We start from the raw sequence: 14,421 nt of genomic DNA, 5'->3' as shown, positions 1-14,421 counted from the left end.
CGATCTCTCGTAAGCGGGAGGCGAATTCTACAGCGTTACACGCTGCTGTCAACACCTCTTTTTCAACTTCCTTTTGGCTTCGATGAACTGAAGCGACTTGCTGTCGAAACCTACTTAACTCATTGTTTACCAAGGAGTTTTCCGTTTCGACTGCGCCGGAAGTGGGGCGAATTATAGAGAGATATAATTCGCCGTCAACCCCTAATCAGAGACTTATTCGGATTTGAGCGTAATACGCGCAAACGCCTTCTTCCCCGCCTGGCAAACGTGGGTAGCGCCCAGCTCGTATATAAAGGTGCGATCAACCACCTCACCATCTATACGCACACCACCCGAACCGAGCAGGTCACGCGCCACCGCAGAGTTCTTCACCAAGCCTGCCTTATTAAGGACTGCCGCGATCGGCATCGCCTCAGCCGCAGTCAATTCGACCTCCGGCAGGTCGTCCGGCAACTCGCCATCCTTCATGCGATTGCCCGCCGCACGGTGAGCGTTGGCCGCAGCCTCTTCACCATGGAAGCGCGCCACGATCTCTTCGGCCAGCTTGATCTTCACATCACGCGGGTTGGCACCCGCCTCTACGTCAGCACGCAACGCATTGATTTCATCCATCGAGCGAAAGCTCAGCAATTCGAAGTAACGCCACATCAACGAATCCGGAATGGAAACCAGCTTGCCGTACATCACCCCCGGCGCTTCCTGGATACCCACATAGTTACCCAGGGACTTGGACATCTTCTTGACGCCGTCCAACCCCTCCAGCAACGGCATGGTCAGAATGCACTGCGCTTCCTGCCCATAGGCGCGCTGCAGCTCACGCCCCATCAGCAGGTTGAACTTCTGATCCGTCCCGCCCAGCTCAACATCCGCACGCAAAGCCACCGAGTCATACCCCTGGACCAGCGGGTAAAGAAACTCATGGATCGCGATCGGCTGATTGGTGGAGTAGCGCTTGTCGAAGTCATCACGCTCAAGCATGCGTGCGACGGTGTACTGCGACGTCAGGCGAATGAAATCCGCCGGCCCCATCTGGTCCATCCAGGTGGAGTTGAAGGCCACCTCGGTTTTGGCCGGATCAAGGATTTTGAACACTTGGGTCTTGTAGGTCTCGGCATTGTCGAGAACCTGCTCGCGCGTCAGCGGTGGGCGCGTTGCGCTCTTGCCGCTCGGGTCGCCGATCATCCCGGTGAAGTCACCAATAAGGAAGATGACCTGATGCCCCAAATCCTGGAACTGACGCAGCTTATTAATAAGCACGGTATGGCCAAGGTGCAGGTCAGGCGCGGTAGGGTCAAAGCCTGCCTTAATACGCAGGGGCTGGCCACGCTTGAGCTTTTCTATCAGCTCGGCCTCGACCAACAGTTCTTCCGCACCACGTTTTATCAGCGCTAGCTGCTCTTCAACCGACTTCATAACAGACCCGCAAGGCTCAGATTCAAAAGGGAACCAACCATACAAGATCAGGGACTAATTACAAGTTTTGCCCTGTGAACGGACACCCTTTCGCAAGCCCAGCGTTCGCGAGCTTGCGCCACAGATGATTTGGTTATATTTTATACAGTTATTTCATCTTCATCATGTCATTCATCTTTTCCATTTCATCTTCAAAGTCAAAATACTTATGACCACTGAACCGTCTAAAGCGCCGCCGCTTTACCCGAAGACCCACCTGCTCGCCGCAAGTGGTATCGCCGCCCTTCTCAGCCTGGCACTCCTGGTATTCCCTTCCAGTGACGTAGAAGCCAAACGAACATCCCTAAGCCTTGACCTGGAAAGTCCCGTTGAGCAACTGACACAAGATCAAGACGCTTCCGACGCGCAACAAGCCACAAATACCCCGACCGAGTCTCCGTTCGCGCAGATTGAAGACACCCCGCAAGAGACTCAAAACGCCGGCCAGGACAAGCCCGCAGCCGTCGCGTCCAAGAACGCCCAGCATCGCGAAGTGATCGTGAGCAAAGGTGACACACTGTCAACACTGTTCGAAAAGGTCGGATTGCCCGCCGCCACCGTCAATGACGTCCTCGCCACCGATAAGCAAGCCAAGCAGTTCACCCAGCTCAAACATGGCCAGAAGCTTGAATTCGAACTGACGCCCGACGGCCAACTGAATAACCTGCACACCAATATCAGCGACCTGGAAAGCATCAGCCTGAGCAAAAGCGCCAAGGGTTTTGCCTTCAATCGCATCACCACCAAGCCGGTCATGCGTTCTGCCTACGTACATGGCGTGATCAACAGCTCGCTGTCGCAATCCGCCGCCCGTGCCGGCCTGTCCCACAGCATGACCATGGACATGGCCAGCGTGTTTGGCTACGACATCGACTTCGCCCAGGACATACGCCAGGGTGATGAATTCGATGTGATCTACGAACAGAAAGTGGCCAATGGCAAAGTAGTCGGCACCGGCAATATTCTCTCTGCGCGCTTCACAAACCGCGGCAAGACCTACACCGCCGTGCGCTACACCAACAAACAGGGCAACAGCAGCTACTACACGGCTGACGGCAACAGCATGCGCAAGGCGTTCATCCGTACACCGGTGGACTTCGCCCGTATTAGCTCGCGTTTCTCCATGGGTCGCAAGCATCCAATTCTGAACAAAATCCGCGCCCACAAAGGTGTCGACTACGCCGCTCCGCGTGGCACGCCAATCAAGGCAGCCGGCGACGGCAAGGTCCTGTTGGCCGGGCGTCGCGGTGGTTACGGCAACACGGTGATCATCCAGCACGGCAATACCTACCGCACGCTGTATGGCCACATGCAAGGGTTCGCCAAGGGCGTGAAAACCGGTGGAAACGTGAAGCAGGGCCAAGTGATCGGTTATATCGGCACGACTGGCCTGTCCACCGGGCCGCACTTGCACTATGAGTTCCAGGTCAACGGTGTCCACGTTGATCCACTGGGCCAGAAGCTGCCGATGGCCGACCCCATCGCCAAGGCAGAGCGCGCGCGCTTCATGCAGCAAAGCCAACCACTGATGGCCCGCATGGATCAGGAACGCTCCACCCTGCTGGCTTCGGCGAAGCGCTAAGGTATGCCGCGCTATATAGGTGTGATGTCCGGGACCAGCCTCGATGGCCTGGACATCGCCCTCATCGAGCAGGATTCGACGCTCAGCCTGATCGCCACCCACTACATCCCCATGCCTGCCACGTTGCGCGCCGAGTTGCTCAGCCTGTGCGCCAGCGGCCCGGATGAGATTGCCCGCTCGGCCATCGCCCAGCAGTCCTGGGTAACACTCGCCGCCCAAGGCATCCACGCCTTGCTGGCCCGGCAAAACCTCACCCCTCACGACATCCGCGCGATTGGCAGCCATGGGCAGACCATCCGCCATGAACCCGCCCGGGGCTTTACGGTACAGATCGGCAATCCGGCATTGCTCGCCGAGCTGACGGGCATCACGGTGGTCAGCGACTTCCGCAGCCGCGACGTCGCCGCAGGTGGCCAGGGCGCGCCCTTGGTACCGGCCTTTCACGAGGCGCTGTTCGGTGAACGTGTCGGCAACCGTGCCGTGCTGAATGTCGGTGGCTTCAGCAACCTGAGCCTGATAGAAACCGGCAAACCTGTATCGGGCTTTGACTGCGGCCCGGGCAATGTCTTGCTGGACGCGTGGATTGATCATCAACGCGGCGAGCCGTTTGATCGTGACGGGCAATGGGCAGCCAGTGGCAAGGTTCAGCCGCCGTTACTCAACACGCTGCTCAGCGATGCTTTTTTCGCGACCAAAGGGCCGAAAAGTACCGGAAGAGAAGTGTTCAACCTGGACTGGCTGCAGCACCATCTCGGCGAGTTGCCGGCGTTTCTTCCCGAGGATGTGCAAGCCACATTGCTCGAGCTGACCGCCCTGACCATCGTCGAATCCCTGCAAAGCGCTCAACACCAGACCGACACTCTGCTGGTCTGCGGCGGTGGCGCCCATAACGGGACACTGATGAATCGACTGGCTGCACTGCTACCGTCCACCCAGGTCAGTAGCACAGCCACCTATGGCGTAGACCCGGACTGGGTGGAAGCCATGGCCTTCGCCTGGCTGGCCCATTGCTGCCTGGAAGGCATCGCCGCGAACCGCCCGAGCGTCACCGGTGCTCGCGGGCTGCGGGTGCTGGGCGCGATCTACCCCGCCTGATCCCCAGACAGCACAACGCCGCTTGGCTAATCAAAGCCAAGCGGCGTTTTTTATCCGTGCACGTTCTTTATCCGTGCAGGTCAGGCGTTCGATCAGATCGAGAACGAAGACCCGCAACCACAGGTAGTCGTGGCGTTGGGGTTCTTGATCACGAAACGCGACCCTTCCAGCCCTTCCTGATAATCCACTTCAGCTCCCGCCAGGTACTGGAAGCTCATCGGATCCACGACCAGGCTCACGCCCTCGCGCTCAACGATGGTGTCATCGTCGGCCACATCTTCATCGAAGGTAAAACCGTACTGAAACCCTGAACAACCGCCGCCCGTAACAAATACGCGCAGCTTCAAGCGATCATTACCCTCTTCATCGACCAGGCTCTTCACCTTGTGCGCAGCACCGTGGGTGAATTGCAAAGCCGTGGGGGTGAAGGATTCAACGCTCATGCTGATAATCTCCCGGCGTAGCGCCGTCATATGCGTAATAGCGAGCATTATCCGCTTCTCCTAGAAAAGCGGTCAACTATTATGCGGGGCAGCGGCAAGCTTCAAGCCTTAAGCCACACGCTTGCCGCTGACAACTTGAAGCTTGCAGCCGCTTTTAAGGCAGCATCCCTGCGTGGGACAGGCCGAGCTTCTCATCCAGGCCAAACAGGATGTTCATATTCTGCACCGCCTGGCCCGACGCACCCTTGACCAGGTTGTCGATCACCGACAGCACCACCACCAGGTCGCCGTCCTGCGGACGATGCACCGCAATCCGGCACACGTTGGCGCCGCGCACACTGCGGGTTTCCGGATGGCTGCCCGCCGGCATCACGTCGACGAACGGCTCATTGGCATAACGCTTTTCGAACAATGCCTGCAGGTCGACCGACCGATCGACAACCGTCGCGTACAACGTGGAGTGAATCCCACGGATCATCGGCGTCAGGTGCGGCACGAAGGTCAGGCCCACGTCCTTACCCGCAGCGCGGCGCAGCCCCTGACGGATCTCAGGCAAATGACGATGCCCTTTGACCGCATACGCCTTCATGCTTTCCGACGTCTCGGAATACAGCGAACCTACCGCAGCACCGCGACCGGCGCCGCTGACACCGGACTTGCAGTCCGCGATCAAACGCGAGGCGTCCGCCAGGCCTGCTTCCAGCAACGGCAGGAAACCCAGCTGAGTCGCCGTCGGATAGCAACCCGGCACCGCAATCAGGCGGGCCTGCCTGATCTGCTCGCGATTGACTTCCGGCAAGCCGTACACCGCTTCTTCCAGCAACTCTGGTGCGCCGTGAGGCTGGCCGTACCATTTGGCCCACTCATCGGCATCCTGCAGGCGGAAGTCGGCGGACAGATCGATCACCTTGGTGCCCGCCGCCAACAGTTCACCGGCCAATGCATGCGCGACCCCGTGAGGCGTGGCGAAGAACACCACGTCACAGGCACCCAGTGTCTTGATGTCCGGCACGCTGAAGGCCAGGCCGTCGTAGTGGCCTCGCAGGTTCGGATACATATCGGCCACGGCCAGGCCCGCCTCGGAGCGTGAAGTGATGACCACCACCTCAGCCTGCGGATGCTGAGCCAACAGACGCAGCAATTCGACACCGGTGTAACCCGTGCCGCCGACGATACCGACCTTGACCATAAACCTGCCCTCAACGAACCACTGGAAAGCCGTCGATAATAGGGGCCGTATCGTCCTGCGACAACCGCCAACGTGACGTACGGGCGCTTGAGCTACTACTATCTTCGCTACCGTGAACCTGGGAATAACTAAAAATGCTTTATCTATGGGTCAAAGCCTTCCATATCGTCAGCATCGTCTGCTGGTTTGCCGGGCTGTTCTACCTGCCACGCCTGTTTGTCTACCACGCCCAAAGCGAGGACACCGTCAGCAAGGAGCGCTTCAGCGTCATGGAGCGCAAGCTGTACCGCGGCATCATGGGCCCGGCGATGGTCGCCACGCTGGTCTTCGGCATCTGGTTGCTGGTGCTCAACCCCGGTATTTTCCAATCGGGCGCGTGGATCCACGCCAAGCTCACCCTGGTCGTCCTGTTGATCGGCTATCACCACATGTGCGGCGCGCAGGTAAAGCGCTTCGCCCGTGGTGAAAACAGCCGCAGCCATGTCTTTTATCGCTGGTTCAATGAAGTGCCGGTCCTGATATTGCTGGCAATCGTAATTCTGGTCGTGGTCAAACCGTTTTAACTTCAATTACTCGGGGGAACCTCCAATGTCGCTGCCCGCCCTGCTTGAACAACGCCTGCGCCTGCCCGTGGTGGCTGCCCCCATGTTCCTGATCTCCAACCCGCAACTGGTGCTGGCCTGCTGCCGCAACGGGGTGGTCGGCAGTTTCCCGGCGCTCAACCAACGCGAAAGCAGCGGCTTCAAGGTCTGGCTGGAGGAAATCGAAGCAGGCCTGGCGCTGCTGGATAACCCCGCCCCCTATGCCGTAAACCTGATCGCGCACAACAGCAACCCACGGCTTGAAGCCGACCTGGCCCTCTGCGTCGAGCACCAAGTGCCCATCGTCATCACCAGCCTCGGTGCCGTGAAGGAGTTGGTCGATGCCGTGCACAGCTACGGTGGCCTGGTGTTTCACGACGTCACCACCCGCCGTCACGCCGAAAAAGCCGCTGAAGCGGGCGTCGATGGGTTGATCGCGGTCGCCGCCGGCGCAGGTGGTCATGCCGGCACCTGGAGTCCCTTTGCGCTGATTGCAGAGATACGCCAGTTCTTCGACAAAACCCTGCTGCTCGCCGGCTGTCTCAACCACGGCCGGGAAATTCTCGCCGCCCAACTGCTCGGTGCGGACCTGGCGTATCTCGGCACGCGCTTTATCGGTACCACCGAAAGCCAAGCACCGGATGCGTATAAAGAGATGCTGCTCACAGCACACGCCGCCGACATCGTGCACACTCCGGCTGTTTCCGGCGTGCCTGCAAGCTTCATGCGCCAGAGCCTGGAAAACGCCGGTTTTGATCTCGCTGCCCTCCAGGGAAAAGGTGAGGTCAATGTCGGCTCCAAGCTCAAACCGTTGAGCGATGAGGCCAAGGCATGGAAGACTGTATGGTCGGCCGGCCAAGGCGTCGGTGAGATCAATGATTTACCCGGCGTGGATGAACTCGTCGCACGCCTGGACGCTCAATACCGCCAGGCACGCGAAAACGCAGCACAATTGCGTTGGCCACGTTGACCCAGATGCCAGGCCTGCCAATTGAGCCGGCCTGCACAACCTCCCTGAAAAAAGTGCCAAGGATGCCCGCATGAGCGACAACCGTTTCAAGATTGTGTTTGACGGAGCCTTGCGCCCGGGTGTCGAAAGCACCACCGCCAAGCTGAACCTCGCCGAGCTGTTCAAGAGCGACGTCGAGGCGATCGAAAAGCTGTTCACCGGCCGCGAGGTCGCGCTCAAGCGCGATCTGTCACGTGCCGACGCTGAAACCTATCTCACCGCGCTGCAGAACGCCGGAGTCGCCGCACGTATCGAGGCCGAACAACCTGTGGCTTTCAGCCTTGCCGAAACCCACGAGACAGGCTCGTCCGCGCCGGACTTCTCAACCTCCGCCGCTTCACCGTATGCACCACCACGCGCAGCCGTTGGCGATAACCTGCCGGAGTATTCCACGCTCAAGGTCTTCACCATCCACGGGCGGATCGGTCGCCTGCGCTATCTCGCCTGGACGCTCGCGCTGACCGTCGCGATGCTGGTGGCTGGCGGGATCATCAGTACCGTGGGTTTCGCGGTGGCTACTGCTTCGCCAACGATCGCAATCATTCTCGGCTCGCTGCTGGGTCTCGCGCTGTTTGTGGGACTTGTGGTCGTCAGCGTGCAAATCGGCGTGCAGCGCCTGCACGACATCGGCTGGTCTGGCTGGCTGTACCTGCTGAACCTGGTTCCGGTGGTGAACAGCATTTTCCCTCTGCTGCTGCTGGTATGGCCGGGCAACACCGGCGCCAACCAGTACGGTGCACCTCCACCGCGCAACTCCACGGCGGTTAAAATCCTCGCTTCGTTGTGGCTGGCGTTCATCCCGCTGATGCTCATCGTCGTGGTAACCCTGGGCATGAACGGCTACCTGGACCAACTGGAAGCCAACATGGGCGGCGGCTATGAAAGCAGCTCCATTACCGCCGACGACGCCGCCGCCCCAGACGTCATGGTCGAGGACGAAGCAGCGCAGAGTGCTGACGACACGGCCGAACCTGTAGACTCTCCAGAACAGTGAAGAAACGCCCCCCCGCCTGTGATGCCTCTGTCACAGGCTCGGTGGCGTGGCGATGGAGAAAGGCATGACCCGTTACGCTCTGATCACCGGTGCCTCAAGCGGTATCGGCCTGGCTTTGGCCGAAGCACTGGCTCGACGTGGCCGCAGTTTGATTCTGGTGGCCCGCCAGCGTGATCAGTTGGAAAGCATTGCAACCGAATTGACTCAACGTTTCGGCGTCGAGGTGCTGTTCCGTGCCTGTGACCTCGGCGAGCCGCTGCGGTTGTCGGGTTTTTTACTGGAGCTCGAAGAGGGTGAGCGACAGATCGACCTGTTGGTCAACTGCGCGGGTATCGGCACCAGCGGGCCGTTCCTGGCCCAGGACTGGATGACCGAACAGGACCTGATCGAAGTCAACATCCTCGCCCTGACTCGCATGTGTCACGCCCTGGGCAATGCCATGGCGCTGCATGGCGGCGGGCAGATTCTCAACGTCGCCTCGGTCGCCGCCTTCCAGCCGGGCCCGTGGATGAGCAGCTACTACGCGAGCAAAGCCTATGTACTGCACTTCTCCGAGGGCCTGCGCGAGGAGCTCAAGACCTGTGGCATCAAGGTTTCGGTGCTCTGCCCCGGGCCTACGCGCACCGCTTTCTTCGGCACCGCGCAAATGGACACTGCAAAACTCGACCGCGGCCAGCAGTTGATGAGCCCCGAAGAAGTCGCGCTCTTCACCGTGCGTGCGTTGGAGAAGAACAAGGCGATCATCATTCCGGGGCGCCGCAACCGCTGGCTCGCCTTCAGCCCGCGCCTGAGCCCACGCTGGCTTACCCGAAAAATTGCCGGTGCGATCAACAAGGCCTATTGCCCGCGTTGAGCGCCCCAGTACACTGACCCTCTCGTTCACTATGGAGAAACAGCTGTGGATACTCTGTTCACCAAGATCATCAATCGAGAAATACCGGCGAACATCATCTATGAAGATGACCAGGTGCTGGCTTTCCACGATATCGCCCCGCAGGCGCCGGTGCATTTCCTGGTCATCCCGAAAAAGCCCATTCGCACCCTCAACGACCTGACCGAGGGCGATAAAGCCCTGGCCGGCCATATTCTGTTCACGGCCCAACGCCTGGCGGTGGAGCAAGGCTGCGAAAAAGGCTTTCGCGTGGTGATGAACTGCAACGAAGACGGCGGACAAACCGTGTACCACATCCATATGCACGTGCTGGGTCAGCGCCAGATGAACTGGCCGCCGGGCTGAGTGCGCCGGGGCAAATTGACTCAGCGCAAACGCGCCGTCCTCTCTTGCGGTAAACTGGCCGCCGAGATTCTTTCCGGAGGTCAGCATGACTACCCAACGTCACTACTCGCCGATTGACCGTCTGTTACTGCAAGCCGACACAGCCATGCGTACGCTGCTGCCATTCAGCGGCCAACCGTACCGCCCGTCACCGGCTATCGTGCAGCCGGACGCACAGATGAGCGGGAGCGAGACCCGCCACGTGGCCGGCCTTATGCGTATCAACCATACCGGCGAAGTCTGTGCCCAGGCGTTGTACCAGGGCCAGGCCCTGACCGCCAAGTTGCCGCAGATACGCGCGGCGATGGAGCATGCGGCCGAGGAAGAGATCGACCACCTGGCCTGGTGCGAACAACGCATTCGCCAGTTGGGCAGTCATACCAGTGTGCTGAACCCAGTGTTTTATGGCTTGTCGTTCGGGATTGGCGCCGCTGCCGGCCTGATCAGCGACAAGGTCAGCCTGGGTTTTGTCGCGGCAACCGAGCACCAGGTGTGCAAGCACCTGGACGAACACCTTGAACAACTGCCGGCCGAGGATCAAAAGTCGCGGGCCATTCTCGAGCAGATGCGCATCGACGAAGAGCATCACGCAGAAAGCGCGCTGGATGCCGGCGGCTTTCGCTTCCCTGCGCCGGTGAGGTTCGGCATGAGCCTGTTGGCCAAGGTCATGACCAAAAGCACCTATAGAATTTGAAAGCATCTCATCCAAAAAAAGGGCGCCATGAAGGCGCCCTTTTTTTGCCCGTCGTTCTACGATCAACCCAACTCGATAATTTCGTAATCATGGGTGATCGCTACACCGGCCGCGCCGAGCATGATCGAGGCCGAGCAGTATTTCTCTGCCGACAGCTCGATGGCACGCTTGACCTGCGCCTCCTTGAGCGCCCGGCCCTTGACCACAAAATGCATATGAATCCTGGTAAACACCTTGGGATCTTCGGTGGCACGCTCGGCCTCCAGAAAGGCTTCGCAGCTTTCCACGGCCTGACGGGATTTTTTCAGGATACTGACCACGTCGAAATTGCTGCAACCGCCGACACCCAGCAGCAGCATTTCCATCGGGCGTACACCCAGGTTGCGGCCACCGGCTTCCGGCGGGCCGTCCATGACCACCACATGGCCACTGCCCGACTCACCGAGGAACATGGCTTCGCCCGCCCATTGGATGCGTGCCTTCATCGCCCAGACTCCACTGCTAAAAAAGGGTCGCCAGCTTAGCACAGGGCCTCAGGACAGCCGTGCACTGCATGAAAACGATCAATAAACAGCGTTTGCCGGTGAAATACGCTAATCGAGTCAGAATGTGTCTGGTAAGCTGGCGCCAAATCAATGGCGCATTGCCATCCTTTGTACAGCGTACGTCGCTGATAAAAACAAATCCAACCCCATCGCGCAGTCTTTCGGGATACAACCATGGTTGCTCTTACTCCCACACCCAAGATCAAGAACCTCGACAAGCTGCTGATGCATTGCCAGCGCCGGCGTCATCCGGCCAAGCACAACATCATCTGCGCGGGCGAGCGCTCCGAAACCCTGTTCTTCATTATCAAGGGCTCGGTCACCATCCTGATCGAGGACGAAGACGGTCGCGAGATGATCATTGCCTACCTCAACACCGGGGATTTCTTTGGCGAACTGGGACTGTTCGAGCAGGCGGGCAAGGAGCAGCAGCGCAGCGCCTGGGTACGCACCAAGGTGGAGTGCGAAGTGGCCGAGATCAGCTATACGAAATTTCGCGAACTGGCCCAACAGGATCCGGACATCCTGTATGCCTTGAGCGGGCAGATTGCCCAGCGCCTGCGGGATACCACGCGCAAGGTCGGCGACCTGGCATTCTTCGATGTGACCGGGCGTGTCGCTCGCTGCCTGCTGGAGCTGTGCAAGCAACCTGACGCCATGACCCACCCCGATGGCATGCAGATCAAAGTCACACGCCAGGAAATCGGGCGCATCGTCGGCTGTTCGCGGGAAATGGTGGGACGCGTGCTCAAGGATCTGGAAGAGCGCAACCTGGTGCACGTCAAAGGCAAGACAATGGTGGTGTTCGGCACCCGTTAACCTGGCAGCAAGCCTGCCAGCATCTGACGGTACAAGGTGTCGAGCCGGCTGATCGCGTCGGGCGCGGTGAACACCTCGTGCAGTGCGATATGGCTCTCGGCCCGCACCCGCTGTTCCAGGCCACAGGCTTGATTGAAACGATTGACCGCCATAATCAGCTCATCGCGATCGTTGTCCAGCAATAAGGCACCGTGCACCAAGCCCACCGGGCGGCCACCGCTCTGGCGCCAACGTTGGGCCGTGCCGACCATTTTCCGGCCGTTGAGATTGACGTTGTAACGACCGTCGCAGAACGCGCCGTCGATTTCGCCAACGGATGCGTCGCCGCCCAACTCGATCAATACATCACAAATCGGCTGGCACAACCGTTGGTAGCCGGTTTCGATGCGCCCTTGATCGCCTTCACTGCGCGGGGGCGCGTAGACCAGGGCGATATTGACCGTGGCGGCGGACTGCGGCACCGGCTCACCGCCGGTTTCGCGCAACAACACCGGCCAACCCGCGTCTGCCGAGACCTGGCTGGCGGCTTCAAAGGCCGGTAATCGGCTCAAACGACGCGGCATGACGAGGGCTTGATCGTTGGGTTGCCAGAACAACAGGCCGAATTCCTGTTCACCGGCGCAGACGGCAGCCAGAAGCGCTTGTTCGGCGGCAAGCCCTGCCTCCACAGTCATCGACACCAGCTTAGTCATCACATTGACCTACCTGAATAAGCACAAGACCAATGTGGGAGGGGGCTTGCCCCCGATGGCAGTGGCCCAGCCAAACCTCTTGGTGACTGAACCACCGCTATCGGGGGCAAGCCCCCTCCCACACTTTTTTGCTGCATTTCAAAAAACGGACCGACTGCGCTGGAATCAATCCAGGGTCGAACCGCTGACCGTCACGCCACGCTCCGGGAAGAACAGACGCTGCAGTTCAGCCCCTGGGTTCTCGGCGCGCATGAACGTCTCGCCGACCAGGAACGCATACACTTCGCTGATTTCCATCAGCTCCACATCGGCGCGGTTGACGATACCGCTCTCTGTAATCACCAGGCGATCACGCGGAATACGCGGCAGCAGATCAAGGGTGGTTTCCAGACTGACGTCGAAGGTATGCAAGTTACGGTTGTTGACCCCCACCAGTGGGGTGTCGAGGATTTTCAGCGCGCGCTCCAGCTCGTCGCCATCATGCACCTCGACCAGTACATCCAGGCCCACACCCTTGGCCACAGCCGCCAGCTCGGCCATCCTCACGTCATCCAGGGCGGAAACGATCAGCAGCACACAGTCGGCACCCAGCGCGCGGGCTTCGACGATCTGGTAGGGATCAACCATGAAATCCTTGCGAATAACCGGCAATTTGCACGCGGCGCGTGCCTGTTGCAGGAATAAGTCGGAACCCTGGAAGTAATCGATGTCAGTCAGTACGGACAGGCAGGTCGCCCCGCCCTTTTCATAACTGGCGGCGATTTCATGTGGCACGAAGTGCTCGCGGATAACGCCTTTGCTCGGGGAGGCTTTCTTGATCTCAGCGATCACAGCCGGCTGCTTGAGCTTGGCCTGGGCGATCAAGGCATTGGCAAAACCGCGCGGTGCATCGGCTGCCTTTGCCTGGGCTTCCAGTTCAGCCAGGCTCACACGGGCACGGCGCTCGGCAACTTCTTGAGCCTTGCGCGCCAGGATTTTTTCCAGAACGGTAGGAACACTCATGCTTCATTCTCCATCTTGAATACGGCGGTGAATGCTCCGAGTTCTTCGAGTTTCTCGCGAGCCAGACCGGTGTGCAATGCATCGTGAGCCAGGGCCACACCTTCCTTAAGACTATAGGCATGGTCCGCTGCGTAAAGTGCCGCGCCCGCATTGAGCACAATCATTTCCGCAGCCTTTTGACCGTTTTCGGTTTTGCGTCGCCCCAATGCATCACGAATCAAGTCAAGCGACGCCGCCGGGCTTTCCACCGCCAGGCCGTGCAGGCTCTGGCTCTTCATGCCCAGGTCCTCAGGCTCGACCCAGTATTCAGTGACCTGGTCGTCCTTCAACTCTGCCACGAAGGTCGGTGCGGCCAGGCTGAATTCATCCAGACCGTCTTTGGAGTGCACCACCAGCACATGCTTGCTGCCCAGGCGCTGCAGCACTTCAGCCAACGGCCGGCACAACGCCTGGCTGAAGACACCGACGACCTGATGTTTCACACCGGCCGGATTCGTAAGCGGGCCGAGCATATTGAACAGGGTACGCAGGCCGAGGTCCTTGCGCGGGCCGGCGGCGTGTTTCATCGCGCCATGGTGGGACTGGGCAAACATGAAGCCAATGCCGACGCTGTCAATGCAGCGTGCCACCTGTACCGGCGTCAGGTTCAGGTAGATACCGGCGGCTTCCAGCAAGTCGGCGCTGCCACTTTTGCCGGACACCGCGCGATTGCCGTGCTTGGCCACGGTGCAACCCGCTGCCGCGACCACGAACGAGGACGCCGTCGATACGTTGAAAATGTTCGCACCGTCGCCGCCGGTGCCGACCACATCGACCACGCCGTCGAGGGTCTTGAGTTCGACCTTGTCCGCCAGCTCACGCATCACCGACACGGCGCCGACGATTTCGTCGATGCTTTCGCTCTTCATGCGCATGGCCATCATAAAGGCGCCGATCTGTGCGTCGGAGCACTGACCGGTCATGATCTCGCGCATCACATCGCTCATTTCAGCGGTGCTCAGGTCCAGGTGGCCGACGATACGACCCAGGGCAGTCTTGATATCCATGG

At 59.6% G+C, this 14,421-nt stretch carries 16 protein-coding genes; 9 read left to right on the top strand and 7 right to left on the bottom strand.

Translation table 11 applies throughout. From position 1 onward, the window contains the following. Positions 1 to 213: 213 nt before the first annotated feature. Positions 214 to 1,413, bottom strand: a complete 1,200-nt coding sequence (gene tyrS / locus BFQ00_RS18425) for a tyrosine--tRNA ligase (RefSeq protein ID WP_065934326.1) — start codon at positions 1,411 to 1,413, stop codon at positions 214 to 216. 208 nt (positions 1,414 to 1,621) lie between these two features. Here tyrS and BFQ00_RS18420 point away from each other — a divergent pair, with 208 nt between their 5' ends. Together BFQ00_RS18420 and BFQ00_RS18415 are read left to right on the top strand one after the other, a co-directional pair. After that, on the top strand, positions 1,622 to 3,034 hold the full coding sequence (locus BFQ00_RS18420) for a peptidoglycan DD-metalloendopeptidase family protein (protein WP_065934325.1): 1,413 nt from the start codon (positions 1,622 to 1,624) through the stop codon (positions 3,032 to 3,034). Between the two features lie 3 nt (positions 3,035 to 3,037). After that, a complete protein-coding gene (locus BFQ00_RS18415; RefSeq protein ID WP_065934324.1) occupies positions 3,038 to 4,129 on the top strand; it encodes an anhydro-N-acetylmuramic acid kinase in 1,092 nt (363 codons plus the stop codon). 92 nt (positions 4,130 to 4,221) lie between these two features. Here the strand turns inward: BFQ00_RS18415 and erpA are convergent, their stop codons facing one another. Further along, positions 4,222 to 4,572 (bottom strand): iron-sulfur cluster insertion protein ErpA, encoded by a 351-nt coding sequence (gene erpA / locus BFQ00_RS18410; protein WP_003176443.1) that lies wholly within the window; start codon positions 4,570 to 4,572, stop codon positions 4,222 to 4,224. A gap of 154 nt (positions 4,573 to 4,726) precedes the next feature. Further along, the gene (gene argC, locus BFQ00_RS18405) at positions 4,727 to 5,761 is read right to left on the bottom strand and encodes an N-acetyl-gamma-glutamyl-phosphate reductase (RefSeq protein ID WP_065894216.1); all 1,035 of its coding nucleotides are present in this window, start codon (positions 5,759 to 5,761) and stop codon (positions 4,727 to 4,729) included. A gap of 134 nt (positions 5,762 to 5,895) precedes the next feature. Between argC and hemJ the strand changes: the two genes are divergently transcribed. The 6 genes from hemJ (at position 5,896) to coq7 (ending at position 10,315) form a co-directional block, all read left to right on the top strand. Beyond that, positions 5,896 to 6,324: a protoporphyrinogen oxidase HemJ gene (gene hemJ / locus BFQ00_RS18400; protein ID WP_065894214.1), complete on the top strand. Its 429-nt coding sequence runs from the start codon at positions 5,896 to 5,898 to the stop codon at positions 6,322 to 6,324. Between the two features lie 25 nt (positions 6,325 to 6,349). After that, the gene (locus BFQ00_RS18395; RefSeq protein WP_065934323.1) at positions 6,350 to 7,312 is read left to right on the top strand and encodes an NAD(P)H-dependent flavin oxidoreductase; all 963 of its coding nucleotides are present in this window, start codon (positions 6,350 to 6,352) and stop codon (positions 7,310 to 7,312) included. Positions 7,313 to 7,382: 70 nt separating this feature from the next. Beyond that, complete coding sequence (locus BFQ00_RS18390) at positions 7,383 to 8,345, top strand: DUF805 domain-containing protein (protein ID WP_065934322.1); 963 nt, start codon at positions 7,383 to 7,385, stop codon at positions 8,343 to 8,345. Positions 8,346 to 8,409: 64 nt separating this feature from the next. Beyond that, positions 8,410 to 9,198: an SDR family NAD(P)-dependent oxidoreductase gene (locus BFQ00_RS18385; RefSeq protein WP_065934321.1), complete on the top strand. Its 789-nt coding sequence runs from the start codon at positions 8,410 to 8,412 to the stop codon at positions 9,196 to 9,198. Between the two features lie 45 nt (positions 9,199 to 9,243). Next, on the top strand, positions 9,244 to 9,582 hold the full coding sequence (locus BFQ00_RS18380) for a histidine triad nucleotide-binding protein (protein WP_065934320.1): 339 nt from the start codon (positions 9,244 to 9,246) through the stop codon (positions 9,580 to 9,582). Positions 9,583 to 9,667: 85 nt separating this feature from the next. Then, entirely contained in the window at positions 9,668 to 10,315 is a 648-nt protein-coding gene (gene coq7, locus BFQ00_RS18375; protein WP_065934319.1) for a 2-polyprenyl-3-methyl-6-methoxy-1,4-benzoquinone monooxygenase, read from the top strand. Positions 10,316 to 10,377: 62 nt separating this feature from the next. On the opposite strand, the gene BFQ00_RS18370 is transcribed toward coq7, so the two are convergent. Next, a complete protein-coding gene (locus BFQ00_RS18370) occupies positions 10,378 to 10,800 on the bottom strand; it encodes an OsmC family protein (RefSeq protein ID WP_003210947.1) in 423 nt (140 codons plus the stop codon). 234 nt (positions 10,801 to 11,034) lie between these two features. On the opposite strand from BFQ00_RS18370, the gene crp reads away from it, so the two are divergent. Beyond that, positions 11,035 to 11,679, top strand: a complete 645-nt coding sequence (crp, locus tag BFQ00_RS18365) for a cAMP-activated global transcriptional regulator CRP (protein ID WP_057723693.1) — start codon at positions 11,035 to 11,037, stop codon at positions 11,677 to 11,679. Here crp and BFQ00_RS18360 read toward each other — a convergent pair. The 3 genes from BFQ00_RS18360 to trpD form a co-directional block, all read right to left on the bottom strand. Continuing rightward, positions 11,676 to 12,371: a lipoate--protein ligase family protein gene (locus BFQ00_RS18360; RefSeq protein WP_065934318.1), complete on the bottom strand. Its 696-nt coding sequence runs from the start codon at positions 12,369 to 12,371 to the stop codon at positions 11,676 to 11,678. The genes crp and BFQ00_RS18360 overlap by 4 nt on opposite strands. Positions 12,372 to 12,536: 165 nt before the next feature. Continuing rightward, on the bottom strand, positions 12,537 to 13,373 hold the full coding sequence (trpC, locus tag BFQ00_RS18355) for an indole-3-glycerol phosphate synthase TrpC (protein ID WP_065885526.1): 837 nt from the start codon (positions 13,371 to 13,373) through the stop codon (positions 12,537 to 12,539). Further along, entirely contained in the window at positions 13,370 to 14,419 is a 1,050-nt protein-coding gene (trpD, locus tag BFQ00_RS18350) for an anthranilate phosphoribosyltransferase (RefSeq protein WP_065894202.1), read from the bottom strand. The genes trpC and trpD overlap by 4 nt, the downstream gene beginning before the upstream one ends. Positions 14,420 to 14,421 lie beyond the last annotated feature (2 nt).

It is taken from the genome of Pseudomonas sp. 28 E 9, assembly GCF_900004785.1.
Classification (GTDB): domain Bacteria; phylum Pseudomonadota; class Gammaproteobacteria; order Pseudomonadales; family Pseudomonadaceae; genus Aquipseudomonas; species Aquipseudomonas orientalis_A.
The sequence above is the reverse complement of the archived record's forward strand: the minus strand, read 5'-3'. Positions and strand labels throughout refer to the sequence as shown.